This window comes from Massilia phyllostachyos (genome assembly GCF_021044825.1).
Classification (GTDB): Bacteria; Pseudomonadota; Gammaproteobacteria; order Burkholderiales; family Burkholderiaceae_D; genus Telluria; species Telluria phyllostachyos.
Window position 1 is genome coordinate 100,246 of sequence record NZ_JAJNOC010000001.1, and the last position, 26,387, is coordinate 126,632.

Sequence of the window (26,387 nt, forward strand, 5' to 3'; positions counted from 1 at the left end):
CTGGCCCGACCAAAATAAACATAGTGGAGACAAAATGAAGACTCTGGCAAAGCAGTGCCTGCCTGCGTTCGCGCAGCGCAGGAAGGCTATCGGCATGGTGGCCGCGGCGCTGTTCCTGCACGGGTGCGGCGGATCGGACACCGGTCTCGATACCGGCGCCGGCCCCAACGCCACCCTGGGCACCATGGTGTCCTCGTCCGCACGCGAGGTGCCGGCCTTCCCGGTCAGCGGCTGGGCATCGCAGGGCGAGGGCACGACCGGCGGCGCCGGCGCCCCGCCCAGTAACATCTACGTGGTGCGCAACTGGGCGCAGCTGAAAGCCGCACTGGCGAACCGCAACAGCCCGACCTTCGCCACCAATCCCAATGCCGCCAAGCTGGAGCCGAAGATCATCCAGGTCGTCGGCACGCTCTACGGCACCGACATCGGCAATGGCCGCCTGGCCGACGAGGCCTACTACAAATCGCTCAACGCCACCGCCGCCAAGTGGGACTGGAACCTCTACCTGCAAAGCCTGGACACGGCCTTCATGGCCGACCTCAACAAGAAAGTCGCCCAGGGCGACCCGGCGGCGATCGCCCTCAGGTCGCGGATCTCCGCACTGAGCTCGGCGAAGAGCACGCTGCGTAACATCCAGAAGGAACAGATCCAGGCCATCATCCCGTCCAACACGACCATCGTCGGCGTGGGCGCGGACGCCAAGCTGATCGACGGCTATTTCTCGATCAACGCATCGCGCAACATCATCCTGCGCAACCTGGAACTGGAGGCGCCGCTCGACCTCACCGCCGACTGGAACGGCAAGGAATGGAATGCCCGCTACAAGGCGATCTCCGTCGTCACCGGCAAGCAGCTGTGGATCGACCACAATACCCTGAGCGACGGCAGCCATTTCGATTCCGCCGAGGTGGTGACGATCAACGGCGTCACCAGCAAGGTCCAGCGCCACGACGGCCTGATCGACATGGAAGACAGCACCGACTACGTCACCATCTCGTACAACATCTTCAAGAACCACGACAAGACCAATATGGTCGGCGGCTCCGGCGACCAGAACGGCGCCAAGGAGCGCGAGTTCAACCGCCTGACCTTCAGTAACAATATCTGGGAAAACACCACCCAGCGCGCCCCGCGCGCCCGTTTCGGCCGCATCCACGTCTACAACAACTACTACAAGGGCGATACCGCCGCCCAGGACTACAAGCTCAGCTACTACATCGGCATGGGCGCGGAGTCGAAGATCCTGTCCGAGGCGAATGCCTTCGAGATCAGCGGGCCGAACGCGGACGCCTCGAAGGTCGTGTCGAACCTGAACGGCTACCAGTTCAAGGACGTCGGTTCCTGGATCAACGGCGTGCCGTCATCGATCGCCATCGAGAACGCCGCCCGCGCCGCGCTGGAAAAGAACTGGGCCAGCGCCAGCGCCGCTGCGGTATCGAGCAATTTCACGCTTGGCCCCTACACCAACGTCCTCGGCTGGACGCCGCCCTATGCCTACACGCCGGGCGCCTCGTTCGACGAAGTCAGGCAGCACAACCGCGCCAATTCCGGCGCCGGCAAGGTGGCGATCGAGGGCGCGACGCTCGACGTCAGCGCCGGCTTCGCCGTGCTGCGCTCGGGCCTGGCCTGGAACCGCAGCACCAACAAATACAGCGGCACGATCACCCTGACCAACAAGGGCGGCACGGCGGTGAACGGTCCGGTACAGCTGGTGCTGGCCGGACTGCCGGGCGGCGTCACGCTCGACAACGCCACCGGCCTGCGCAACGGCTCGCCCTACGTGACCGTCGCGGCGGCGTCGATCGCGCCGGGCGCCTCGGTCACGGTCCCGCTTACCTACAGCAATCCGGCCAAGCTGGCGATCAGCTACACCAATTCCATCCACATCGGCATCTTCTGAGACCAGGACAATCAATCATGCGCAATCTGATGAAACGCTTTTCGCTGTGCCTGTTCGCGCTGGCGCTGTTCGCCAGCAATGCCGCGCAGGCGCTGCCCACCTACCAGGTGAAAGTCGACACCCGCGGCCTGAGCGGCACGGCCCTGATGGATTTCACTTTCCTGGCCAATGCCGGGGCGACGCCGGCCCATGCCATCCTGAGCAATTTCAGCGGCGCCTTCGGGGACGAGTATGAACGTTCCGCGGGCGTCACCGGCAACGCCGCCGATGGGCTGGTGCTGGGCAACCAGGATGGCGGCGACTGGCTGACCCGCTACGTCCTGCTGGGCGGCTGGTTCAGCTTCGACGTCAGCTTCGACGGCGCCTTCGCCACGACCGAGGGTGTGGACGCCACGCTGTTCAACGCCAGCCTGTACACGGAAGACTTCAGCGACTACATCGGGACCGTGGGCAGCTTCGCCGCGTTCTCGCTGCTGCCGCAGGTGGATGGCGTGCCCGGTGAGATCGTAATATCCGCAGCGGATGGGCTGGCCACCGTCGCGCAGGTGCCGGAGCCCTCGTCGCTGCTGCTGGTGCTGCTTGCCTTCGGCGCGCTGGCCTGGACCCGCCGCAATGCCGCACAGTGTGAATCAGCGCACGGAGCGCGCCTGGCGGCGCACGTATAGTGGACCTGTCTCTTTCAGGACATCCCTAGTTTTGGACTTCACCCGCTGCCATCGCAGCGGGTTTTTTTTTGCCCGGCTCAGCCGTCAGCAATTGCGGATTTATGTGTGTCAGCGCACCGAGGCGGGCTCGTCGCGGCCTTATAGTGGACCCGTCTCTTTCAGGACATCCCTAGTTTTGGACTTTGCCCGCTCCCTCCGGAACGGGCATTTTTTTTGCGCAATCCGCCTCAGATCAGGGCGGCGGTCAGGCTCTTGACTTCCTCCGCCGACTCGTCCAGCACTTGGGCCAGCGTGCCTTCGCCGGCGACGAAATCGATGGTCGCCGCCGAGTGCATGGTGGTGGCGCCGGGGCGCTGGTGCAGCGGGGAGGGGAAGGGCGCCAAGTCGTTGGCCAGCAGCAGGGTGTCGCCCAGGGTTTCCGGCGGCAGGGCGCGCATGCCGTTCCACAGCGCCTCGATGGCGCCCATCACCGGCACCGGCACGCCGAGCTTGGACAGCACGCCGCGGCCGATCGCCACTTCGCCATGCTCGATCCATTCCTCGGCGCCGCCGTCGACCAGGCCCGGGTATTCCTCGGCGCGTGAGAGCAGGTAGAAGCCGCCCACTTCATGCACGATGCCCGCGAACATCGCGGTTTCCGGATCGACGAAGGAGACCCGGCGCGCGATCACCTGGCTCAGCGCCGCCACGTGGGCCGAATGGATCCAGAGGGCGTCGGCGCGGGCGCGCAGGTCCGGGTCCTTGATGCCGCTGGCCAGCTGGCGCACGATGACGGACGCCGCCAGCGCGCCCAGGGTGCGAAAGCCGACGCGCTGCACGGCCGCGCGGACGTTGGTGACGTCGTGGCCGGCGCGGTTGTAGGCCACCGAGTTGGCGATCGCGACGGTGCGCGCGGCCAGCAGCGGCTCGGCCTGCACCAGGCGCGCCGCCATGTCGGTATGGCAGTCGGGTTCACCCAGCGCCCGCTGCAGCTTGAGCGTGGCGTCGACATTGGTCGGGAAGCTGAGTTCGCCGCGGCTAGCTTGGGCGGCAATGTCCTTGAGAGCAGTGAGTCGGTCCATCGGAAAATTATATCTCCATCGGTTTGCCGGGTCGCTAAAAAATTACTCTGCGGCATTTCTCAAAAGGCCCTGCCGCGCGGCTGCCGCCATCAAGGTTCGGCGAAGATGGCGTCGCAGCCTTCCTTCTGTTCCTCGGTGTTCTCGAGCTCGTCTTCCAGGCCGAGGTCGGCCAATTCCTCGACCGCGTTCATGAAGCTGTTGAGCTTGGTCGCGCCGATGAGGCGGTAGATCTCGCCCGCTTCGTTGCGCACGCCGATCAGCATCGGCTCTTCCTGGACTTCGTCGAGCGGCGCCACGTCGAGCAGCAGGTTACCGATGATGTGCTTGTCGAAGTGGGCAGGCTTTTTGCCTTCGATCAGGGATGTTTTCAAGGCAATTCCTTATTGGTTGGTGAAGACAGGGATTGGCTGCCCGCGGCGATGCGCTCGCGCAGCAGGCGCAGGGCGCCGTTCAGGGCGTCGAACTCGGCCTCGCTGTAGGCCGAGAACAGCTGCTTGCCGTGCGCCACGACCTGCGGGAACACGTCGCAGAATACCGCGTCGCCGGCTGGCGTGAGGCGCACGAAGAAGGAACGCTTGTCCTCGCTGCTGCGCTCGCGCAGCACCAGGCCTTTCTGCTCCAGCCGTTCGATCACGCCGGTGAGCGTGCCCTTGGTGATCAGGGTGCGCTCGCCGAGTTCCTTGTAGCTCATGCCGGGCGTATTGCCCAGCGTGGCGATGATATCGAACTGCGCATGCGTCAGGCCATGCTGGCGCACCGACTCGCCGGAAAAACGCTCGAAGCCCTGCATGCATTCGGCCAGCAGCCGGACACTCTTTAGATATCGTTCCCCCATGGGGCAGGATTATAGCCTCAGGCATGTGCTTTGCTGCGATCCGGTATCATTACGGCCGATGCCTACCGTGCCGCCCACCCCCTGCCATGCAGCCCGCTGACCTGTCCGTCCTGGCACGGGAACGGCCATTGCGCGTGCTGCTGGTGAATGCGGGCGAGCCGGACACCTTGAGCTGGTCGGGCCTGGTGCAGCCGCTGCGCCTGGCCGCCAAGCTGCTGGGGCCGGAGCTGCTGCACGTCGATGTGCGCAGCCCCGACAAGTTCAGCGCCGACAGCGCGCGCCACTGGCACCTGGTGCTGCTGGTGGCCGACGAGACCGAGGCCGCATTGAAACCCGCCAACTGCCGCGCCCTGGTCGAGCGCTGCCGCGCCGCGCCCTACTGGGGCGGGGTCGGCGCCGGCGTGCTGTGGCTGGCCGACGCCGGCGCCCTGCACGGCATCCGCACCGCGCTGCCGTGGGCGCTGTATCCCGACACCAATGCGCTGGCGGAACAGGCCCTGTTCACCCCCAACCTCTACGAGGTCGACGGCAACCGCCTGACCTGCTGCGGCGGCGCCGCCAGCATCGACTTCGCCTTGACCCTGGTCGAGCTGCTGTTCGGGGCGACGGTGCAGGCGCAGGTGAAGGAAATCCTGTGCGTGGAGCGGGTGCGCGGCAAGGACGAGCGCCAGCGCGTCGCCCTGCAGGCGCGCTTCGGCACCCTGCAGCCCAAGCTGACCGAGGCGGTGGCGCTGATGGAAGCGAATATCGAAGAGCCGCTCTCCACCGACGAGATCGCCCAGCTGTCCGGGATTTCGCGGCGCCAGCTGGAGCGTTTGTTCAAGCAATACCTGGGCAGCCTGCCGTCGCGCTACTACCTCGAACTGCGGCTGCAGAAGGCGCGCAAGTTGCTGATCGATACCAACCACTCGATCGTGCAGGTGGGGTTGATGTGCGGGTTTTCGTCGGGGTCGCATTTCTCGACGGCGTTCGGGGCGCTGTTCGGGAATACGCCGCGCGAGGAACGGCAGCGCAAACTGGGGCAATAAGTCAGCGCATCCATAGCAGCTTGTTCCATTGTGGGCTCCTGCACGTCATCCCGGCGCAGGCCGGGATCCAATTCCGCAGCACCGTGAGAACGCTAGCAGCACCTCATTGCACGCAAAATTGGATACCGGCCTTCGCCGGTATGACGTTGACGTTCAAAGGGGGCGTGATAAAACCGGCGTATCTACAAGTCAGCCCTTGGCGCTACGCCCCTTGCCATTCCCACAATCTTTCCCGGCCAAAAACGAAAAACCCTGTCGCAGATCTGCAAGAACTTGTCAGGTAGCGTTTCTATAATGGTCCGATCCTGCGCGACGTTTGGTCTGCGCACAACCTTCTTGAAGATGAGGAAGAAGCCATGAACGCAAAGCTTGATTCGGGTGTCACCACGCGGCCTGTCACTCGGCAGACCTTCGACGAAGTCCTCGTCCCCACCTACGCTCCGGCCGCCATGGTGCCGGTGCGCGCGGCGGGGCTGGACGTGTGGGACCAGGAAGGCAAGCGTTACCTGGACTTCACCTCGGGCATCGCGGTCTCGAGCCTGGGCCACTGCAACCCGGTGCTGGTCGATGCGGTCACCAAGCAGATCAACACCCTCTGGCACCTCGGCAACGGCTATACCAACGAGCCGGTGCTGCGCCTGGGCCTGGCCCTGACCGAAGCTACTTTTGCTGACCGCGCCTTCTTCTGCAACTCGGGCGCCGAAGCCAACGAAGCGGCCCTGAAGCTGGCGCGCAAGTACGCCCACACCAAATTCGGCCCGCACAAGTCGCGCATCGTGTCCTGCCTGTCGTCCTTCCACGGCCGCACCCTGTTCACCGTCTCGGTCGGCGGCCAGCCGAAGTACACCGAAGGCTTCGAGCCGCTGCCGCAGGAACTGAGCCACATCCCGTACAACGACATCGAGGCCGCGCGCGCCGCCATCACCGACGACGTCGCGGCAGTCATCGTCGAGCCGATCCAGGGCGAGGGCGGCGTCATCCCGGGCAACCCGGATTACCTGAAGGCGCTGCGCGAGTTCTGCGACCAGACCGGCGCGCTGCTGATCTTCGACGAAGTGCAGTCGGGCGTGGGCCGCACCGGCACCCTGTACGCCTACGAGCAGATGAACGTCACCCCGGACATCCTGACCTCGGCCAAGGCGCTGGGCAACGGCTATCCGATCGGCGCCATGCTGACCAAGGAAGAGATCGGCCAGCACTTCAACGTCGGCTCGCACGGCACCACCTACGGCGGCAACCCGCTGGCGGCGACCGTCGGCCTGAACGTGGTCGAGACCATCAACCAGCCCGCCTTCCTGGCGCGCGTGAAGGAAGCGAGCGCCAGGATCTTCGCCAACCTCGAAAAGCTTTCCGCCGACTACCCGCAGGTGTTCGGCAAGGCGCGCGGCATGGGCCTCTTGATCGGCCTGCCGATGGCGGAGGCGAACAAGGGCCGCTCCAAGGACTACACCAAGGAATGCGAGAAGCGCGGCCTGATGCTCCTGATCGCGGGCCCGGACGTGGTGCGCCTGGCGCCGGCGCTGATCGTGTCGGACGAGCAGATCGCGCAAGCCGACCGCGTGATGCGCGACGCCGTCGAGGCCTTCATCGCAGCCTGATCGAAGCGCACGCATGGCCGGCCCGCCCGCAAAGGCGCGGCCGGCCTTGCCGTTTCAGCTGATCCTTACCAGGAGTTCGCATGTACGTAGTTCGTCCGGTAGAACGCGCGGATGTCGGCGCCCTCGAAGCACTCGGGGCGGTGTCGATCCCGGGCCTGCACACGCTGCCGCGCACGCGCGAAGCGATCGTCGCGGCGGTCGAGCGCTCGATCGCCTCCTTCGCCGCCCACGTCGACATCCCCAGCGAAGAGTCCTACCAGTTCGTGCTGGAAGACCTGCGCTCGCGCGAGGTGGTCGGCACCGCCGCCATCCACGCCTCGGCCGGCTCGAACGGCACCTATTTCGCCTTCCGCAACGACGTGATCCAGCAGGTCTCGCGCGACCTGAACATCAGCCACAGCGTGCATGCGCTGACCCTGTGCTCGGAGCTCACCGCCTGCTCGCACCTGTCGGGCTTCTACATCCGCCACCGCGAGACCGCCGGCTTCGAGGCCGCGCTGCTGTCGCGCGCGCGCCTGCTGTACGCGATGCAGGCGCCGCACCGCTTCGGCGACCGCTTCTTCGTGCCGCTGGCCGGCGTCACCGACGGCAACGGCCAGTCGGCGTTCTGGAATGCGCTGGGCCGCAAGTTCTTCAAGATGGACTTCCTGGAAGCCGAGCGCGTGATCGACGGCGCCCGCAACCGCACCCTGATCGTCGAGCTGATGCCGCACTACCCGGTCTACGTGCCGCTGCTGCCGGAAGACGCCCAGGCCGTGCTCGGCCAGATCCACCCGAGCGGCCAGCTGGCCTTCAAGCTGCTGACCCAGGAAGGCTTCGAGGCTGACGAATACATCGACATCTTCGACGGCGGGCCGATCCTGCAGGCGCACAAGAATTCGCTGCGCTCCTTCTGCGGCTCGCAGCTGCGCCAGGTCGAGAACGCCGGCCGTGCCGCGGGCGCCGAGGAGCTGGTGCACTATGCGGTGGCCAGCACCGAACAGAATTTCCGCGCCGTGATCGCCGCCTGCCCGGCGGTCGAGACCACGCAGCAGATCTGCCTGCCGCGCGACGCCCAGCAGGCGCTCGGCGTGAGCGCGGGCGACACCGTCACCTGCGTGCGCATATGAGAGAGGACGACATGCTCGTTATCCGTGCAGTACAAACCGCCGACCTGGACGCCCTGATCGAGATGGCGCGCCAGGCCGGCAGCGGCATGACCACCCTCAAGCCGGACCGCAAGATGCTGGGCGACCGCGTCGCCACCGCGGTCGCCTCCTTCAACCAGACCATCCCGCCCGAGCAGCGCGACTACATGTTCGTGCTCGAGCACACGGGCGACGGCAGCATCGCCGGCGTCTGCGCGATCAAGGGCGCGGTCGGCCTCACCGAGCCGTTCTACAACTACCGCATCGGCACCCTGGTGCACTGCAGCCGCGAACTGAACGTGTTCACGCGCATGGAGACCCTGTACCTGTCGAACGACCTGACCGGCGCCTCGGAGCTGTGCTCGCTGTTCCTGCTGCCGCAGTACCGCGCCGGCTTCAACGGCAAGTGGCTCTCCAAGAGCCGCTTCCTGTTCATCGCCCAGTTCCAGCAGCTGTTCACCGAGAAGATCATCGCCGAGATGCGCGGCTACCAGGACGAGCACGGCGTCTCGCCCTTCTACGAGGGCCTGGGCCGCCACTTCTTCAAGATGGACTTCGACCACGTCGACGGCCTCACCGCGATCGGCAAGAAGTCCTTCATCGCCGAACTGATGCCGCGCCAGCCGCTGTACGTCGACTACCTGCCGGAGTCGGCGCGCGAGGTGATCGGCAAGGTCCACACCTCGACCCAGCCGGCCAGGAAGCTGCTGGAAAACGAGGGCATGCACTACGAAGGCTACGTCGACATTTTCGACGCCGGCCCGGTGCTGCAGGGCCGCGTGTCCGAGCTACGCGCGGTGCGCGACTCGGTGCTGGCGGTGGCCGAGGAAGCGGCGCCCGAGGAGGAGACCGAACACCTGCTGGTGTCGAACACCCGCCTGGCCGATTTCCGCATGATCCTGACCCGCGGCGTGCCCGGCGCCGCCCGCATCGCACTGAGCGCCCACGAGCTGTCGCAACTGCGTGTGCAGGCCGGCGACGAGGTGCGCACGCTGCCCCTCACCACAAGGAAGAACGCGCATGCCTAACCTTTCGAACTTCATCGACGGCGCCTGGCTCGCCGGCAGCGGCCGCGAACTGGCCACCATCGACCCGTCCACCGGCCGCCAGACCTGGACCAGCAACGAATCCACGAGCGAGGACGTGGCCCGCGCCGTCGCCGCCGCGCGCGCATCCTTCGAAGCCTGGGCGCTGACCCCGCTCGAAGAGCGCATCGCGGTCGCCACGCGCTTCCGCGACCTGCTGAAGGAAAACAGCGAGGAGCTGGCCGCCACCATCGCCGAGGAAGTCGGCAAGCCGCTGTGGGAAGCGCGCACCGAAGTGACGACCATGGCGAACAAGATCGACATCTCGGTCCAGTCCCACGGCAGCCGCACCGGCGAAACCCAAGCGAAGGTCGCCGACGGCAACGCCGTGCTGCGCCACCGTCCGCACGGCGTGTTCGCCGTCTACGGCCCCTACAACTTCCCCGGCCACCTGCCGAACGGCCACATCGTGCCGGCCCTGATCGCGGGGAACACCGTGGTGTTCAAGCCGAGCGAATACGCGCCGCGCACCGCGGTGAAAACCGTGCAGCTGTGGGAGCGGGCCGGCCTGCCGCAAGGTGTGCTGAACCTGGTCAACGGCGGCCGCGAGACCGGCGTGGCGCTTGGCCAGAATGGCGATATCGACGGCATCCTGTTCACCGGCAGCAGCCAGACCGGCACGGCCCTGCACAAGCAGTTCGGCGGCCAGCCGGGCAAGATGCTGGCGCTGGAAATGGGCGGGAACAACCCGCTGGTGGTGTGGGACGTCAGTGATATCGACGCCGCCGTCCACCACACCGTGATGTCCGCCTTCATCTCGGCCGGCCAGCGCTGCACCTGCGCGCGCCGCCTGATCATCCAGGACACGCCGCAGGCGCAAGCCTTCCTTGATCGCCTGGTGGAAGTGGCGTCGAAACTGCAGGTCGGCGCCTCGAACGCCGAGCCGCAGCCCTTCATGGGCCCCGTGGTATCGAGCGCCGTGGCCGCACGCCTGGTGCAGGCGCAGGCCGAGATGGCGGCCAAGGGCGGCAAGGTGCTGCTGCAGATGCGGCAGCCCGACCCGAACGCCGGTTTCGTCACGGCCGGCATCGTCGACACCACCGACGCGCAAGGCATCCCGGATGAAGAGTGGTTCGGCCCCCTGCTGCAGGTGATCCGCGTGAAGGACTTCGACGCCGCCCTGCGTGCCGCCAACGCCACCGAATTCGGCCTGGCCGCGGCATTGCTGTCGCCGTCCGAAGACCTGTGGAAGCGCTTCGCCGTGCGCGCCCGCGCCGGCATCGTCAACTGGAACCGCCCGACCACCGGCGCGGCCAGCTCGGCGCCCTTCGGCGGCGTCGGTAAATCGGGCAACCACCGCCCGAGCGCCTACTATGCCGCGGATTACTGCGCCTACCCGGTCGCCTCGATCGAGACGGCCGAACTCGAAATGCCGGCCAAGCTGTCGCCCGGCCTGACTTTCTAAGCACGATATGCGTACCGCTCGCGAATACAACTTCGACGGCCTGGTCGGCCCATCCCACAACTACGCCGGCCTCTCCTTCGGCAACGTCGCCTCCTTCAGCAATGTGAGGAGCGCCTCGAACCCGCGCCAGGCCGCCCTGCAGGGCCTGGCCAAGATGCGGGCCCTGGCCGCGCGCGGCTTCGCGCAAGCCGTGATGCCGCCGCAGGCACGCCCCAACTTCCGCCTGCTGCGCCGCATTGGTTTTTCTGGCACCGACGCCGACGTGCTGTCCCACGCCTGGCGCGAAGCGCCGGTGATCCTGGCCTGTGCTTACTCGGCGGCGCCGATGTGGACCGCGAACGCGGCCACCGTCAGTCCCTCGGCCGACTCGCAGGACGGCCGCGTGCACTTCACCGCCGCGAACCTGAACAACAAGCTGCACCGCTCGGAAGAGCACGTGCAGGCCACCCGCACCCTGCGCGCCATCTTCGGCGACAGCAACCGCTTCGTGGTGCACGACGCGCTGCCGCCGGTGCCGGCCTTCGGCGACGAGGGCGCGGCCAACCACACCCGTTTCGCGGCCTCGCACGGCGCGGCCGGCGTGGAGTTCTTCGTCTACGGCCGCGTCGAATTCGACCCCTCGGCCCCGGCGCCGAAAAAATACCCGGCGCGCCAGACCCTGGAAGCATCGGCGGCGGTCGCGCGCCTGCACGGCCTCGACCCGGCGCGCACCGTGTTCGCCTCGCAGAACCCGGACGTGATCGACCAGGGCGTGTTCCACAACGACGTGATCGCGGTCGGCAACGGCAACGTGCTGTTCTACCATGACCAGGCCTTCTTCGACGAGGCCGCGACGCTGGACGCCCTGCGCCGCGCCATGGGCGCCGTCGACACCGACCTGCTGCCGGTGCGCGTGGCGAGCGGCGAGGTGCCGGTGGCGGACGCCGTGGCCAGCTACCTGTTCAACAGCCAGCTGCTCACCAAGCCGGACGGCCGCATGGCCCTGGTGGTGCCGCACGAATGCCGTGAGAACGCAGCGGTGGCGCGCTACCTGAACGGCCTGGTGGCCAGTGGCGGCCCGATCGACGAACTGATCGAGTTCGACCTGCGCCAGAGCATGCGCAACGGCGGCGGGCCTGCCTGCCTGCGCCTGCGCGTGGCGCTGACCGACGAGGAAGCGGCGGCCATGCACGGCGGCGTGATCATGACCGAGGAGCTGTATGCGCGCCTGGTGGCCTGGGTCGAGCGCCACTACCGCGACCGGGTCGAGCCGAAGGACCTGGCCGACCCGCAGCTGGCGCTCGAATGCATGGCCGCGCTGGAGGAGCTGGAACGCCTTCTCGGCCTGCCCGGCCTGTACGACCTTTCGTAACACCCAAGCGCCGTACGGATCGTGGGTGACCGCGTCCTTACGGCATGTTCTAATACCGGATTGACGCGCGGGCGGGGAGCCGGCGCACGGCATTCGGACGGGAGACCCCCGTCCAACTAAGGCAGGGGCAGCGCGCAGCCACAAGCAGGAACGCGCCCAGGCACACAAACTTTGGAGAAGCAAGATGAACGACATGTCTCAAGATTTGCGCAACCAGACGCTTACCCTGGTCAACGCAAACCACGCCGGCGATACCAAGCAGGTCGGCGCCCTGGTCAGCGCCTGGCTCGGATCGCTCGACGACGAGGACCTGGCCGGCACCGCGCCCGCCAGCCTGGCGCCGGTGCTGTGGGAAGGGTTCTCGCAACTGGCCAGGCGCACCGCGCCCGGCTGCCAGATCGCGCAGATGCGCTACGCCGACGCGCGCGGCGGCATGGCGACCGCGCTGCTGATCCTGAATGACGACATGCCTTACCTGGTCGATTCCTTCGTCATGGCCCTGCGCAAGGAGCGCCAGAGCGCCGCCGGCGTGATGAATGCCGTGCTGCCGGTGCGCCGTGACGCCGACGGCGCCGCGGTCTCGGTCGGCGAAGCCGGCGCGCCGCTGGAATCGATCGTGCTGATCCTGATGAGCGACGAGCTCGAATTCTCCGAACTGGATTCCCTGACCGCGCGCATTCGCATGGTCGCCAACGACGCCGCCGTCGTGCACCGCGACGCCGTCAAGATGGCCGACCGCATGACCGCCGTCGCCGCGGCCGCCGCGCAAGCCGGCAGCGCCGAAGGCCAGGAAGTGGCCGCCTTCCTCGAGTGGGCCAAGAACGAAGGCTTCGAACCCTTCGGCTACGCCTATTACATGGTCAAGGAAGGCGTGCGCGAACTCGAACGCGACGTTCCGAGCCGCGTCGGCGTGCTGGCCGACACCGGCCACCCGGTCTACGGCACTTGCCTGGCCAACATCCCGGGCGACTTCGAAACCCTGTCGCGCCGCGCCGACACCCTGTCGATCGTGAAAGCCGACGTCGAAGGCACCCTGCACCGCGACCAGCCGCTCGACTTCATCGGCGTGCGCGACACCGACGCCCAGGGCAAGATCCTCGGCGAGCACTGCTTCGTCGGCCTGTTCACCCGCGCCGCCACCGCGACCCCGCTGGCGCGCCTGCCGTTCGCGCGCGGCCGCGTGGCCAAGGTGCTGTCGATCGCCGGCGTGCGCCAGGAAGGCTTCCGCGCCGAGAAGTTCGTCGAGATCCTCGAGTCGCTGCCGCGCACCGAAGCGCTGGAAGCCGATCCGGAATGGCTGGCCCAGGTGTGCTCCTCGGTGGTGTCGCTGTACAAGCAGCCGCGCCCGAAGGTGTTCGCGCGCCGCGACGTGTATGCGCGCCACCTGAACGTGCTGGTCTACCTGCCGCGCGAGCGCTACAGCGCCGCCGTGGCCGCGAGCCTGGCCTCGGCCCTCAAGGACAGCTCGGGCGCCAGTGACGTGCGCGTGCAGACCCTGGTGGCCGATGGCCCGCTGGCGCGCGTCTACCTGATCGCCCACGCCGCGCGCTACCCGCTGGACCTGGAAACCGACATCCAGCAGCCACTGCTGTCGGTGCTGGACGGCTGGCACGACCGCTTCGCCGCCGCCACCAACACCATCGAAGACGGCGCGCTGCGCGGCAGCCTGCGCAAGCTCGGCGCCAACCTGCCGGTCAGCTTCGTCACCAACACCGCGCCGGAAACCGCCTTCCGCGACCTGCAGGCCCTGCTGAACAAGGGCCAATCGGACCGCGTCGCCGTGCGCGTGGAACCGGGCGACGACGCCAACGGCATCGACGCCTCGATCCGCATGTACTCGGGCGAGACCGTGCCGTCGCTGTCGCGCATCCTGCCGGCCCTGCAGAACGCCGGCATCGCCGTGGACCGCGAACAGACCTGGACCATCAAGGCCGCCGACGGCAGCATCCACAACGTCACCGCGCTGGCCGTGGACGACGAGAGCGGCGCCAAGCTGGTCAAGCAGGGCATCATCCCGGTGGCCGAGGAGCTGTTCACCGCCCTGTTCAACAACGACGCCGAAGACGGCCGCATGAACGGCCTGACCATCGAAGGCGGCCTGTCGATGCGCGAAGTGCAGCTGGTGCGCGCCTACATCAGCTACTGGCGCCAGCTCGGCTCCAAGTTCTCGGTGCGCTACATGGCGGAAACGCTGCGCACCCAGCCGGCCCTGGTGAAGGAATTCGTCACCGCCTTCCTGCTGCGCTTCGATCCGAAGCTGAGCGACTCCGAGCACGCCGCCGGCACCGCCAAGCTGGCGGCCCTGCGCACCGGCCTGTCGAACGTGAACCACGCCGACACCGAGGAAATCATGGCGGCGCTGGTCGACCTGGCCCTGGCCACCGTACGCACCAACTATTTCCAAAATGACGGCGAGAAGATCATCTTCAAGGTCGACACCAGCAACCTGGTGCTGGCGCCGGAACCGCGTCCTTACCGCGAGATCTACGTGTTCTCGCGCCGCTTCGAAGGCGTGCACCTGCGCGGCGGCCCGGTTGCCCGCGGCGGCCTGCGCTGGTCGGACCGCATGGAAGACTACCGCACCGAGGTGCTCGGCCTGGTCAAGGCCCAGATGGTGAAGAACGCCGTCATCGTGCCGGCCGGCTCCAAGGGCGGCTTCGTGTGCAAGCAGATGCCGACCGGCGCCCCGCGTGAAGTGGTGGCGGCGGAAGGCGAATCGGTGTACCGCCTGTTCATCTCCAGCCTGCTGGAAGTGACCGACAACCGCGTGCGCGGCGCCATCGTCCCGCCGGAGAACACCGTGCGCTATGACCAGGACGACCCCTACCTGGTGGTGGCCGCCGACAAGGGCACCGCGACCTTCTCCGACATCGCCAACAGCATCGCCGTCAAGCGTGGCTTCTGGCTGGGCGACGCTTTTGCCTCGGGCGGCTCGAACGGCTACGACCACAAGAAGATGGGCATCACCGCCAAGGGCGCCTTCGAAGCGGTCAAGCGCCACTTCTATGAACTGGGCCACGACATGACGACCACCCCGATCACCGTGGTCGGCGTGGGCGACATGTCGGGCGACGTGTTCGGCAACGGCGTGCTGCTGTCGCGCCAGCTCAAACTGGTGGCGGCCTTCGACCACCGCCACATCTTCCTGGATCCGAACCCGGACGTCGCGGTGTCGTTCAAGGAACGCGAGCGCATGTTCGCGCTGCCGCGCTCCTCGTGGGAAGACTATGACAAGTCGCTGATCTCGCAGGGCGGCGGCGTGTTCCCGCGCACCGCGCGTTCGATCGAGCTGTCGCCGGAAATCCGCGCGGCGCTGGACATCAAGGAATCGTCGCTGTCGCCGGAAGAGCTGATGCACCGCATCCTGCTGGCGCCGGTCGACCTGTTCTACAACGGCGGCATCGGCACCTACATCAAGGCCTCGAGCGAGACCCACGCGCAAGTGAAGGACCGCGCCAACGACCGCATCCGCGTCAGCGGCAACGAGCTGCGCTGCAAGGTGGTGGCCGAAGGCGGCAACCTGGGCGCGACCCAGGCCGGCCGTATCGAATTCGCGCTGGCCGGCGGCCGCATCTTCACCGATGCGATCGACAACTCGGCGGGTGTGGATTGCTCCGACCACGAAGTCAACATCAAGATCTGGCTCGACACCGAAGTCAATGCGGGCGAGCTGTCGGAAGATGATCGCAACCGCGTGCTGAACGAGATGACCGGCGCCGTGGAAGACCTGGTCCTGCGCGACAACACGCTGCAGACCCACCTGCTCACCCGCGAAGTGCAGGCGCAGGCCGCCGCTTCGGTGGTCGACGGCTACGCGGCCTTGATCACGAACCTGGAAGGCGAGGGCGCGGTCAACCGCGAGCTGGAACAGCTGCCGAGCGATACCGAGCTGCAGCGCCGCAAGGCGCTGGGCCTGGGCCTCTCCGCGCCGGAACTGGCGGTGGTCATCGCCAACGTCAAGAACCGCTTCAAGCGCACCCTGTCGGCGATCGACCTGACCGGCGAGAGCTGGGCCGATTCGCTGCTGCGTCCTTACTTCCCGGCCCAGCTGGTCGCCACCCGCGATCCGCTGAACCACCCGCTGGCCAACGCCATCCTGGCGACCGTGCTGGCCAACGAAGCGGTCAACCGCTGCGGACCGCTGATGCTGCGCGACCTGGCGGCCGAGCACCACGTCGACGAGACCGAAGTGGTCAAGGCCTGGGCCCGCGCGTGGTCGGCGCTGCACCTGGCGCCGGTGTTCGACGCCCTCGACGCCGATGCGCTGCGTGTGCCGCGCGACGTCTCGATGATGGTCGACGCGCGCACCCGTGCGCTGCTGCGCGCCGTGATGGAGGGCGTGCTGTCGCTCCCAAGCGGCGCCGACGGCATGGCCGAGCTGTCCACGCTGTTCGGCCAGGCCGACCAGCTGCGTTCACTCACCCCGGCCCGTTCCGAAGCCGATGGCCACGGCAGCCTGCCGTCCGACTTCACCGCGGCCTGGAAGGCGGTCGAGACCATCGAGTCGCTGGCCACCTTCCTGTTCGCGGCGGTGTCGGTGCAGCGTCCGAGCGGCATGAGCCTGGCCCAGTTCCTGCAGGTCGGCATGCTGCTGCGCCAGCAGGCCGGCATCGACATGCTCGAGCGCGGCCTGAAGCTGCCGGCCCAGAGCAAGTCGCAGGAACAGCTGCGCAACTACGCGATGCAGGCCCTGCGCCGCACCCAGCAGCGCCTGCTGCTGCAGGTGATCGCGCAGGCCGGCACCAGCGGCGATGCGCAGGCGGCCGTCAAGGCGGTCACCGAAGCGCGCGGCCTGACCGGCTTCGCACAGCCGGTGGACCTGGAGCAGGCGATGCTGGACGTGTGGGCGCTGTCGGAAGGTTCGAATCCGGACCGTCTGGCTGCGTAAAGCGATGAGCGCTGCCGACAATCCAGCGCTGCCGGAAGCGGTGCGCGCCCTCGCCGGAGGCGACTTCGGCGCGGTGGCGCAGCGCTTCGCGCAGGCCGGCTTCGCGGTCGGCCTGCCGGCGCGCGGCATCCTGACGGTGAAGGCGGCCACGCCTTCCGCCGGCCGGCCCGCCGTGCTGGTGTCGGTGGGCGTGCACGGCGACGAGACCGGGCCGATCGAAATGGTCGCCTGGCTGATCGAAGCCCTGTCGCATACGCCTGCCGCGCTGGCGGTGGACCTGATGCTGTGCGTCGGCAGCATCGACGCCATCGCCCAGGGCAAGCGCTTCATCGATGCGGACCTGAACCGCATGTTCCGTGCCGAGCGCGGTTCGCTGGCCGGCACCTTCGAGGCCGCGCGCGCCGATGCGATCATCGCCGCGACGGTGGACTTCTTCGCCGGCGCCGGGCCGCAGCGCTGGCACCTCGACCTGCACACGGCGATCCGCTCTTCGCACTATCCGATGTTCGCGATCGTACCGGAGCTGATTGCCGACGCGCCGCGCCGGGTCTTGATCGACTGGCTGGGCGAGGCGGCGATCGGGGCGGTCATCATGAATCCGAAGTCGGTGGGCACGTATAGCTACTACTCGGCGGAGCACCACGGGGCGGCGGGTACGACCGTGGAGCTGGGGAAGGTGGGGACGCTGGGGCAGAATGATTTGTCGCAGTTTGCGGATGCTTCGAAGGCGCTGGATCGGTTGCTGCGTGGGCAGCCGGCTGCGGCGGCCAAGGTGCGGCCGCACGTGTTTGCCACCGCACGGCAGGTGATCAAGCTGTCGGATGCGTTCAGCATGTCGGTGGGGCGGGAGACGTGGAACTTCACGCCGATGAAGAAGGGTGAAGTGATTGCGACGGATGGCGAGACTGTTTATACCGTCGAGCACGATGAAGAGCTGGTTGTTTTCCCCAATCCGGATGTGCGGGTTGGCTTGCGTGCGGGGCTGATGGTTGTTCGTATCGGCTGATCGAGCAAACTTGGGTCCCGGCCTGCGCCGGGACGACGTGCTTACACTGTTGGCTTTAAAACCGTCATCCCGGCGCAGGCCGGGATACAATTTCTTATCCCGAAGCCGCGCAGCACGATTTACCCCACAGCGCTAGACTGAGACTTTTGCACCAAGCGGAGGCCTCATGAGCAGCAAGCTTTTCTCCCCAGTCACCCTGGGCCCCCTCCACCTCACCAACCGCATCGCCATCGCGCCGATGTGCCAGTATTCCGCCGTCGATGGCCTGCCCACCGACTGGCACACCATCCACCTCGGCCACCTCGCCCTGTCCGGCGCCGCTCTGCTGATCATCGAAGCGACCGCCGTGACGCCCGAGGGCCGCATCTCGCCCGATGACCTGGGCCTGTGGTCCGATGCGCATGCCGATGCACTAAAACCCGTCATCGCCGCGATGCGCCGCCACTCACCCATCAAGATCGCCATCCAGCTGGCCCACGCCGGCCGCAAGGCATCCAGCGAGGTGCCGTGGGAAGGCGGCGCCAACATTCCGCCCGACCAGCCGCGCGGCTGGCAGACCGTCGCGCCGTCCAGCGTGCCGCATGCCGATGGAGAAACCGTGCCGCTGGCGCTCGACGCCGACGGCCTGGCGCGCATCAAGGACGGCTTCGTGGCTGCAGCGAAGCGCGCCCATGCCCTCGGCCTGGACGGCATCGAGCTGCACGGCGCCCACGGCTACCTGCTGCACCAGTTCCTGTCGCCGCTTTCGAATATCCGAACAGATGAATACGGCGGTTCGCTGGAAAACCGCATGCGCTTCCCGCTCGAGGTGTTCGACGCCGTGCGCGCCGCGGTGCCGACGGAGATGGCGGTCGGGATGCGCATCTCGGCCACCGACTGGGTCGAAGGCGGCTGGGAGATCGAACAGAGCGTGCGCTTCGCGCAAGCGCTGAAGGAACGCGGCTGCGACTTCATGCACGTCTCCAGCGGCGGCCTGTCGCCGCGGCAGACGATTCCGGTGGGCCCGGGCTACCAGATCGACTTCGCCGCGCGCATCAAGCGCGAGACCGGCATGCCGACCATCGGCGTCGGCCTGATCACGGAGGCGCGGCAGGCGGAAACCATCCTGCAGCAGGCCCAGGCCGATGTGGTGGCCCTGGCGCGCGCCATGCTGTACGACCCGCGCTGGCCCTGGCATGCGGCGGCCGAGCTGGGCGACCAGGTGTTCGCCCCGCCGCAATACTGGCGCTCGCAGCCGCGCGAGTACAAGGAGCTGTTCGGCAGCACCCGGCTCGGCCAGCGCTAAGGCTTACAGCAGGTTGTCCAGCAGGTCCGGGCCGAACACCTCGCGGTGCAGCTTGGCCGCAGGCGCGCCGGCGGCCAGCAGCGCATTCCACTGCGCCTGCATGAAGGGCAGGGGACCGCACAGGTAGACGTCGGTCTCGCCGCGCGGCCATGAGGGCAGGCGGTTCAATTCCATCATTCCTTGCAGGACACCGGCGGCGGCGTCTTCCTCGTGGAAGGTCACGACGTGCAGGTGCGGCATGCGCGCCTGCGCGGCGGCCACGTCACGCTGGTGCGCATGGTGGCCGCTGTTCCGCGCCGCATGGGCGAAGATCACGCGCCGCTGCGGGTTCACCATGGCGATGCGGTTCAGCGCCGCGATCATCGGCGTGATGCCGACGCCGGCCGAAAGGAACACCACCGGCTCGTCCGACTCGGTGTCCGGCAGGAAGTCGCCGAAGGGATGGCTCACCTGCAGCAGGTCGCCCGCCTTGACGTTCGCGTGCAGCCAGGCCGAGACCTCGCCGGCCGGATGGGCGCCGCCGTCCTCTCGCTTGACCGAGATGCGCATCGAATCCTTGCCCGGCGCGTCGGACAGGCTGTACTGGCGCAGCTGGCGGTGGCCGTCGGCGAAGTCCACCGCCACGCTGACGTACTGGCCTGCCCGGAACGGCGGCAGCTCGCCGCTCTCCGGCGCGAAGCGGATCGCGATCACATTGTCGCTCTCGCGCACCACATCCAGCACGCGCATCGAACGCGTTTCGCCCGGCTGCACGCCGGCTTCCGCGTACATCTTCACTTCCGCATCGATCAACAGGCGCGCCAGCGAGGTGTAGGCCTCTTCCCATGCCTTGAGCAGCGGTTCGGTGGCGGCGTCGCCCAGCACGGTCTTGATCGCGCCCAGCAGGTGGTGGCCGACGATCGGATAGTGGTCGGCGCGGATGCCGACCGAGGCATGCTTGTGCACGATGCGGCTCACCACCGGACCCAGCGCGGCCGCGTTACCGATGTTGGCCGCGTACGCGAACACCGCCGACGCCAGCGATTGCTGCTGCACGCCGCTCACCTGGTTGCCCATGTTGAACAGGTTCTTCAGCTCCGGGTGGGCGGCGAACATGCTGGCGTAGAAGGTCGTGGTGATGGTGAGACCATGTTCGCGCAGGACGGGAACGGAGGCGTCGATGTAGGGGCGGGAAGCGGCGGAGATCATGGTGTGTCCTTATTGATGTATTTGAATTGTATGTTTAAGCCCAAAAAAGAGTCCGGACGCGTATGGACGGTGCGGACGCAGCCATTCTAACAAAGATTCACATTGAATATATGTTTCAGCAAACTATTTTATTGAAAGAACACAAAACCCCTATAATCGCTGCTCTGACAAGCGGCCCAGTCGAGCCGCCGATGCCTTGAATAACTGTGCCACCAAAGGACCTTTCGTGAATCTGACCCTGGGCCAAAAGCTGATCCGTACCAAAACGGCTGAACGTCACCACGAGGGAGAAGGGGGCCTGCAACGGTCGCTCGGCCTGTTCCCGCTGACCATGATCGGCGTCGGCGCCACCATCGGCACCGGCATCTTCTTCACCATGGTCGAAGCGGTGCCCAAGGCCGGCCCTGCCGTGATCCTGTCCTTCCTGCTGGCGGCCCTCACCGCCGGCCTGACGGCGCTGTGCTACGCCGAGCTGGCGGGCCGGGTGCCGGCCGCGGGCTCCTCCTATTCCTTCGCCTACGCCACCGTCGGCGAGTTCGCCGCCTTCATCGTCGCGGCCTGCCTGCTGCTCGAATACGGCCTGGCGGGGAGCGCGGTGGCGATCGGCTGGTCCGACTACCTGAATAACTTCCTGCTGAACGCCTTCGGCTGGGAGATTCCGGCCCAGCTGCGTTCGCCGATGTTCGTGTCCGACCACCACAACGTGCATTTCACGCCCGGTAACTTCAACCTGCCGCCGGTGATCCTGATCGCGATGTGCTGCCTGCTGCTGGTGCGCGGCACCAAGGAATCGGCCACCACCAACGCCATCATGGTGCTGGTCAAGCTGGCGATCCTGGTGTTCTTCTCGGTGATCGCCTTCACCGGTTTCGACAGCGCCAACTTCACGCCCTTCTTCAGCCCGGACAAGGAAAGCGGCTACGTCGGCATGGCCGGCGTGACCGCCGCCGCCGGCACCGTGTTCTTCTCCTTCATCGGCCTGGACACCATCGCCACCGCCGGCGAAGAAACCAACAACCCGCGCCGCAACGTCCCGATCGGGATCCTGGCCGCTCTGCTGATCGTGACCGCCTTCTACCTGCTGGTGGCGGTCGCCGCGATGGGCGCCCAGCCGGCGCACATGTTCGCGGGCCAGCAGGCCGGCCTGTCGGTGATCCTGCAGAACGTGACCGGCCAGGCCTGGCCGGCGCTGGTGCTGTCGGCCGGCGCGGTGGTCTCGGTGTTCTCGGTGACCCTGGTGACGATCTACGGCCAGACCCGCATCCTGTACGCGATCAGCCGCGACGGCCTGATTCCGAAGACCTTCCAGAAGGTGAACAAGCGCACCCTGGCCCCGACCAGCAATACCGTGATCGTCTGCCTGGTGGTGGGCGTGGTGGCCGGCCTGGTCGACGCGACCTTCTTGTGGGACATGGTGAGCATGGGCACGCTGACCGCCTTCATCGTGGTCTCGATCGCGGTGCCGGTGATCCGCGCCAAGCAGGGCAAGGGCGAGCCGGGCCACTTCCGCGTGCCGTTCGGCCCTTACGTGATCCCGGGCCTGTCGGTGTGCGCCTGCCTGTACATCATGAAGGACCTGTCGCCGGCCACCTTCCGCGTGTTCTTCATCTGGATGGCGGTGGCGGTCGCGACCTACTTCCTGTACAGCGTGCGCCACAGCCGCCTCAACAAGCAGTAAGCCCGCATGGAGAAGTTCGAACGGCGGCGCGACCGCTTCGACCTGTTCAACGGCATGGACAGCGCGGCGGTCAATATCTGTTTTCCGCTCGAGCTGCCGGACTTCCGGCCGTGGTGCAAGCAGGAAGGCCTGGCGCCCTTCCACGTGCTCTTGTTTGCCGTGCTGCGGTCGGTGCTGAAGGTCGAGAACTTCCGCTACCGCCTGCTGGATGGCGAGGTGTTTCGCATCGACCGCCTGCGTCCCTCCTTCACGGCGATCAACCAGCACAACGACCTGAACTTCGCCCTGTTCGACTGGAGCGACAACCTGCGCGAATTCGTCGCGCGCGGCGTCGCGGCGCGCGAGCAGGCGTCGAACATGGAGCGGCTTAACACCGCCTACGCCTCGTTAGGCCTGCGCGAAGCGAAGGAGCAAGTGTTCATCACCTGCATCCCCTGGCTCGCCTTTACGTCGATCCAGCACCCGAGTGCGTCGATTGCGCATCCGGACATTCCGTCGCTTGCCTGGGGCAAGTTCCGGGACGGTGCGCCCGGCCGCCTGGAGCTGCCGTTCTCGGTGCAGGCCCACCACGGCTTCGTCGACGGCTTCCACATCCACCAGCTGGCTTCTACAATCGCGGCCGAGCTGGAAGCGATCATTTCGCCAGCGGCCTGACGACCTCGATCAGGCTGACGAGAAGCTTGCCCGGCTCCTCCCACGGGACCATGTGGGCCGAGCGCTCGAACCACACCACGCGCTTATACGGCGCGTCCACCTTCTCCATCCACGCTACCGTGGGCGCTGCCGGCGTGGTGTAGTCGTGCCGCCCCAGGAACATGACGACCGGGATCGGGAAACGCTTCACGCTGCTGAAGTCGACGTCGAGGAAGGCCGGCAGCACCCGTGCCAGGGTCAGCACATTGCCCTTGTCGATGTCCTTGACCTGCTGCGGGGTGTACTCGGGCGAGAGCAGCGGGCCGCGGAAGAAGTAGCCGGACTCGCTGCGATAAGCCGTCAAGCCGCCGTAGTGCTGCGGCCACTTGCGCGCGATGATGATGCGCTCGCGGGTGATCGGCTGGTCGCCGGGGTAGGGCGCGATCGACGCCATCTCCTTCACCGCTTCCCCGTTGTTTTCGCGCTTCGCACGTTCATACGCGTACTCGAAGCTGATACGCTCGTTCTCGCGCACGTTCAGCACCTGGCCGATGCCGACGTAGGCGTGGAACAGGTCGGGGCGCTTCAGCGCCGCGAGCATGCCGACCACCGTGCCCCAGCTGTGGCCCACCAGGATCAGCTTGCGCTGCTTGTAGCGCGCCTTCAGGTGCTCGGCCACCTCGATCGCATCGTCGACGTAGCGTTCGATGCGGATGGTGTCCGCCACCTTTTCCGGCGCGGTCTCGCCGTAGCTCTTCCCCGAAGCGCGCTGGTCCCAGTTCGCCACCGTGAAGTACTCCTCGATCGGGCGCTGGAACTGCCACATGGTCGGCGTGATCGGCGAAGCCGGGCCGCCGTGCACGAACAGGATCATCGGATTGGCGCGGTCCTGGCCGCGTACGTTGAGCCACTGGGCTACGCCGCCGATCGACGTCTTGTACGAGTCCTGCACGCCGGTGGGCGCAACGATGCGCGACAGGTCTTCGATGATGGCGCGGGATGGGGCGTAGGGGTCGTCCTGGGCGTGGACGATGGGGGCGAGGAGGGATGCCAACAGCAGCAGGAGGATTCTCATGTGCGGCCTCGTGAAGTGATGAGGAAGCATAGCGCAAGTACAAATCGGGGTATGCGGAAGTCGTGTCGCCTCAATCACCCCGTCAGCAAAACAACGTCATGCGCGCCACTGGCGCCCATGACTTCCCGCGCAGGCGGGAATCCAAGTTTCGACGAGAACCACATGATTCACACGAAGAAGCATCGGCACGAACTTGGGTCCCGGCCTTCGCCGGGACGACGGTTGTGGGGCTAGCTAGAATAAAAAAGCCACGCAACCTTGCGGCGGCGTGGCTTCTCGCATGGCGCCTTGCGGCGCCACCGAACGCTTACTGCACGTTCATCTCTTTCAGCAGATTATCCGCCTTGTCCACGTGCTTCATGTTCCACAGGATGTAGCGCACGTCGACCTGGATGTCGCGGGTCATGGCCTTGTTGAAGTCCCAGTCCGAGATGATCGAATCCAGGGTGCCGTCGAAGGCCAGGCCGATCAGTTCGGCCTTCGAGTTCAGCGCCGCCGAACCCGAGTTGCCGCCGGTGATGTCCAGGGTCGCCAGGTAGTTGACCGGCACGGTCTTCAGCTTCGGATCGACGTACTTGCCGAAGTCCTTGGCCTTGATCGCGGCCAGCTGGGCTTGCGGCGCGTTGAACTCGCCTTCGCCGGTGTGCTTGGCCACCACGCCCTTGATGGTCGTGAAAGCGGTCCAGCCCTCGGTGCCGTCGGCGCCGACGTCACGGCCGGCGATCTTGCCGAAGGTTACGCGCAGGGTGCCGTTGGCGTCAGGGTAGACGGCCTGGCCCTTGCTGTTCATGTAGGCAATTTTCGCCTTCATGTAGTTGCCGTAGGCTTGCTGGATCTTGCCTGCCAGTTCCTCTTCCTGGGCTTCTTCGCGCATAGACGCGTCGTACATCGCGACGGCGGCCTTGATGAAGCTGTCGTTCGAGGCCTTGAAGTCGGCCGGCGATTTGCTCAGCCAGGCGGTGCGCTCTTCCTTGTTGGCCAGCTTGGAGCCCGCGTAGATGCGGTCCAGCGCGGCCTTCAGCTCGGCTTCGCTCATGCCGGCGCGGATGCCGAGGGCAGCGTCGAAGGCGGCGTCATGCTCGTTCGCAGGCTGGGCGTTGTACTTGGTCAGGAAGTGCAGCACCAGCGCCTTGTCGACCTTCTCGTCGTAGGTGCGGTCCTGGCCGGCCACGATCGAGTTCCAGCGCGCGGTGTCGCGTTCCTGGAAGCCGGTCTTGCGCTCGGCGTCCGGCTTGGTGCGCTCGTTGGCCAGGCGGTACAGCGAACGGGCCGAGGACAGGAACTTCGGCTGGGCGTAGCCCAGGTAGAAGCTCTTCTTGGCGCCGGCGTCGCGCTCGGCGATCAGTTTCTCGGCGGTCTCGATGTCGGCGGCGTACTGCGCCTTGCGGGCCGGGGTCGCGTTCACCCATGCCTTCAGGGCATTGTGCTCGGCGGTCTTGCGCTGCAGGAAGTCGCTGTTCTCGTAGGAGGTCAGCATGCCCTTGCGGTTCTTGTAGTAGTTGTTCACGCCCGCGATCTGGCCTGCGTACTTCAGCTTGGCGGCCGGGTCGTTCTTGGTCTCGCGGTCGATGATTGCCAGGGTCTCGCCCGATGCCTGCACGAAGGCCGGGTAGTTCCAGTCGAAGGTCGACGCCACTTCCGACGGCAGGCGGTGGCGGTTGGTGCGGCCCGGATAGCCCAGCACCATGACGAAGTCGCCCTCTTTGGAACCTTCGGTGGCGATCTTCAGGTGGTGCTTCGGCTGGTAAGGCACGTTGTCCTTCGAGAACTCGGCGGCCTTGCCGTCCTTGCTCACGTAGGCGCGGTAGAAGCCGTAGTCGCCGGTGTGGCGCGGCCACATCCAGTTGTCGGTGTCGCCGCCGAACTTGCCGACGCCGGCCGGCGGTGCGTGCACCAGGCGCACGTCACGGATTTCGAGCTGTTTCAGGCGGTAGAACTCCAGGCCGCCGTAGTAGCTGGCCACGGTGCAGCGGTAGCCGGCGTCCTTCTCGCATTCCGACACCAGTTTCTTCTGATTCTTTTCGATGGCGTCGATGCGGGCCTTGCCGCTCAGCTTGGCGACTTCTGGGGTGATGATCTGGTTGGTGACGTTCGCGACTTCCTCGGTCACGTAGACGCGGCTGCCCGGGGCGGCCGGCAGTTCCTCGCCGAAGGACTTGGCCAGGAAGCCGTTGGCCAGCAGGTCGCGTTCCGGGGTCGAATTGACGGCAACACTGTTGTACACGCAGTGGTGGTTGGTGATGACCAGGCCCTGCGGCGATACGAAGGAGGCCGAGCAGCCGCCCAGGCTCACGATCGCGCCCATCGGGAATTCGGTCAGCTTGGTCAGGGAAGCCGGGTCGAGCTTGAGGCCGGCGGCTTTCAGTTGCTTGGCTACTTGTGGCAGCTGCTGCGGCATCCACATGCCTTCGTCCGCTTGTGCGGCGAAGCTGGTCAGGATGGCCAGCGAGAGGAGAGTCTTTTTCATTCGCGTCTGTCTTTATGGGAAAGGGAACTCATGGGCTTTCAAGAGCATCCGAGAGTATCCGTAATCCTGATAGGCATCGTCAACCAATATTTCGCCCGGACAAACCGCGTAT

Annotated in this window: 19 protein-coding genes; 13 read left to right on the forward strand and 6 right to left on the reverse strand. The window is 66.6% G+C overall.

Annotation, left to right across the window (positions count from 1 at the left end):
* Window positions 1–34: 34 nt before the first annotated feature.
* Complete coding sequence (locus tag LQ564_RS00325; protein WP_231056103.1) at window positions 35–1,900, forward strand: pectate lyase family protein; 1,866 nt, start codon at window positions 35–37, stop codon at window positions 1,898–1,900.
* Window positions 1,901–1,917: 17 nt separating this feature from the next.
* Window positions 1,918–2,565, forward strand: coding sequence for an NF038129 family PEP-CTERM protein (locus tag LQ564_RS00330; protein ID WP_231056104.1), 648 nt, complete (start codon window positions 1,918–1,920; stop codon window positions 2,563–2,565).
* Window positions 2,566–2,792: 227 nt separating this feature from the next.
* On the opposite strand, the gene LQ564_RS00335 is transcribed toward LQ564_RS00330, so the two are convergent.
* From LQ564_RS00335 to LQ564_RS00345, 3 genes are all read right to left on the reverse strand, one after another.
* Entirely contained in the window at window positions 2,793–3,626 is an 834-nt protein-coding gene (locus tag LQ564_RS00335; protein WP_231056105.1) for an HDOD domain-containing protein, read from the reverse strand.
* A gap of 89 nt (window positions 3,627–3,715) precedes the next feature.
* On the reverse strand, window positions 3,716–3,997 hold the full coding sequence (locus tag LQ564_RS00340; RefSeq protein WP_231056106.1) for a hypothetical protein: 282 nt from the start codon (window positions 3,995–3,997) through the stop codon (window positions 3,716–3,718).
* Window positions 3,994–4,461 (reverse strand): MarR family winged helix-turn-helix transcriptional regulator, encoded by a 468-nt coding sequence (locus LQ564_RS00345; RefSeq protein WP_231056107.1) that lies wholly within the window; start codon window positions 4,459–4,461, stop codon window positions 3,994–3,996. The genes LQ564_RS00340 and LQ564_RS00345 overlap by 4 nt, the downstream gene beginning before the upstream one ends.
* Window positions 4,462–4,547: 86 nt before the next feature.
* Here LQ564_RS00345 and LQ564_RS00350 point away from each other — a divergent pair, with 86 nt between their 5' ends.
* The 9 genes from LQ564_RS00350 (at window position 4,548) to LQ564_RS00390 (ending at window position 19,234) form a co-directional block, all read left to right on the forward strand.
* Window positions 4,548–5,489, forward strand: coding sequence for a GlxA family transcriptional regulator (locus tag LQ564_RS00350; RefSeq protein WP_231056108.1), 942 nt, complete (start codon window positions 4,548–4,550; stop codon window positions 5,487–5,489).
* Between the two features lie 356 nt (window positions 5,490–5,845).
* On the forward strand, window positions 5,846–7,087 hold the full coding sequence (locus LQ564_RS00355) for an acetylornithine/succinyldiaminopimelate transaminase (protein WP_231056109.1): 1,242 nt from the start codon (window positions 5,846–5,848) through the stop codon (window positions 7,085–7,087).
* A gap of 80 nt (window positions 7,088–7,167) precedes the next feature.
* Window positions 7,168–8,196: an arginine N-succinyltransferase gene (locus tag LQ564_RS00360; RefSeq protein ID WP_231056110.1), complete on the forward strand. Its 1,029-nt coding sequence runs from the start codon at window positions 7,168–7,170 to the stop codon at window positions 8,194–8,196.
* Window positions 8,197–8,207: 11 nt separating this feature from the next.
* Window positions 8,208–9,242, forward strand: coding sequence for an arginine N-succinyltransferase (gene astA, locus LQ564_RS00365; protein WP_231056111.1), 1,035 nt, complete (start codon window positions 8,208–8,210; stop codon window positions 9,240–9,242).
* Window positions 9,235–10,704 carry a succinylglutamate-semialdehyde dehydrogenase gene (gene astD / locus LQ564_RS00370; RefSeq protein ID WP_231056112.1) on the forward strand — a complete coding sequence of 490 codons (1,470 nt, stop codon included), beginning with the start codon at window positions 9,235–9,237 and terminating at the stop codon, window positions 10,702–10,704. Before astA ends, astD begins: the two co-directional genes overlap by 8 nt.
* A gap of 7 nt (window positions 10,705–10,711) precedes the next feature.
* The gene (gene astB, locus LQ564_RS00375) at window positions 10,712–12,055 is read left to right on the forward strand and encodes an N-succinylarginine dihydrolase (protein WP_231056113.1); all 1,344 of its coding nucleotides are present in this window, start codon (window positions 10,712–10,714) and stop codon (window positions 12,053–12,055) included.
* Window positions 12,056–12,239: 184 nt separating this feature from the next.
* The gene (locus LQ564_RS00380) at window positions 12,240–16,943 is read left to right on the forward strand and encodes an NAD-glutamate dehydrogenase domain-containing protein (RefSeq protein ID WP_231056114.1); all 4,704 of its coding nucleotides are present in this window, start codon (window positions 12,240–12,242) and stop codon (window positions 16,941–16,943) included.
* A gap of 4 nt (window positions 16,944–16,947) precedes the next feature.
* Window positions 16,948–17,949, forward strand: a complete 1,002-nt coding sequence (locus tag LQ564_RS00385; protein ID WP_231056115.1) for a succinylglutamate desuccinylase — start codon at window positions 16,948–16,950, stop codon at window positions 17,947–17,949.
* 166 nt (window positions 17,950–18,115) lie between these two features.
* The gene (locus LQ564_RS00390) at window positions 18,116–19,234 is read left to right on the forward strand and encodes an NADH:flavin oxidoreductase/NADH oxidase (protein ID WP_231056116.1); all 1,119 of its coding nucleotides are present in this window, start codon (window positions 18,116–18,118) and stop codon (window positions 19,232–19,234) included.
* A gap of 3 nt (window positions 19,235–19,237) precedes the next feature.
* Here the strand turns inward: LQ564_RS00390 and LQ564_RS00395 are convergent, their stop codons facing one another.
* On the reverse strand, window positions 19,238–20,422 hold the full coding sequence (locus LQ564_RS00395; protein WP_231056117.1) for a globin domain-containing protein: 1,185 nt from the start codon (window positions 20,420–20,422) through the stop codon (window positions 19,238–19,240).
* 226 nt (window positions 20,423–20,648) lie between these two features.
* Between LQ564_RS00395 and LQ564_RS00400 the strand changes: the two genes are divergently transcribed.
* Complete coding sequence (locus tag LQ564_RS00400) at window positions 20,649–22,100, forward strand: APC family permease (protein WP_231056118.1); 1,452 nt, start codon at window positions 20,649–20,651, stop codon at window positions 22,098–22,100.
* A gap of 6 nt (window positions 22,101–22,106) precedes the next feature.
* Window positions 22,107–22,754 (forward strand): CatA-like O-acetyltransferase, encoded by a 648-nt coding sequence (locus LQ564_RS00405; protein WP_231056119.1) that lies wholly within the window; start codon window positions 22,107–22,109, stop codon window positions 22,752–22,754.
* Here LQ564_RS00405 and LQ564_RS00410 read toward each other — a convergent pair.
* Both LQ564_RS00410 and LQ564_RS00415 read right to left on the reverse strand, forming a co-directional pair.
* Window positions 22,735–23,808, reverse strand: a complete 1,074-nt coding sequence (locus LQ564_RS00410; protein WP_231056120.1) for an alpha/beta fold hydrolase — start codon at window positions 23,806–23,808, stop codon at window positions 22,735–22,737. The two genes, LQ564_RS00405 and LQ564_RS00410, sit on opposite strands and share 20 nt — an antisense overlap.
* A 307-nt stretch (window positions 23,809–24,115) precedes the next feature.
* Window positions 24,116–26,275: a S46 family peptidase gene (locus LQ564_RS00415; RefSeq protein ID WP_231056121.1), complete on the reverse strand. Its 2,160-nt coding sequence runs from the start codon at window positions 26,273–26,275 to the stop codon at window positions 24,116–24,118.
* Window positions 26,276–26,387: the final 112 nt, after the last annotated feature.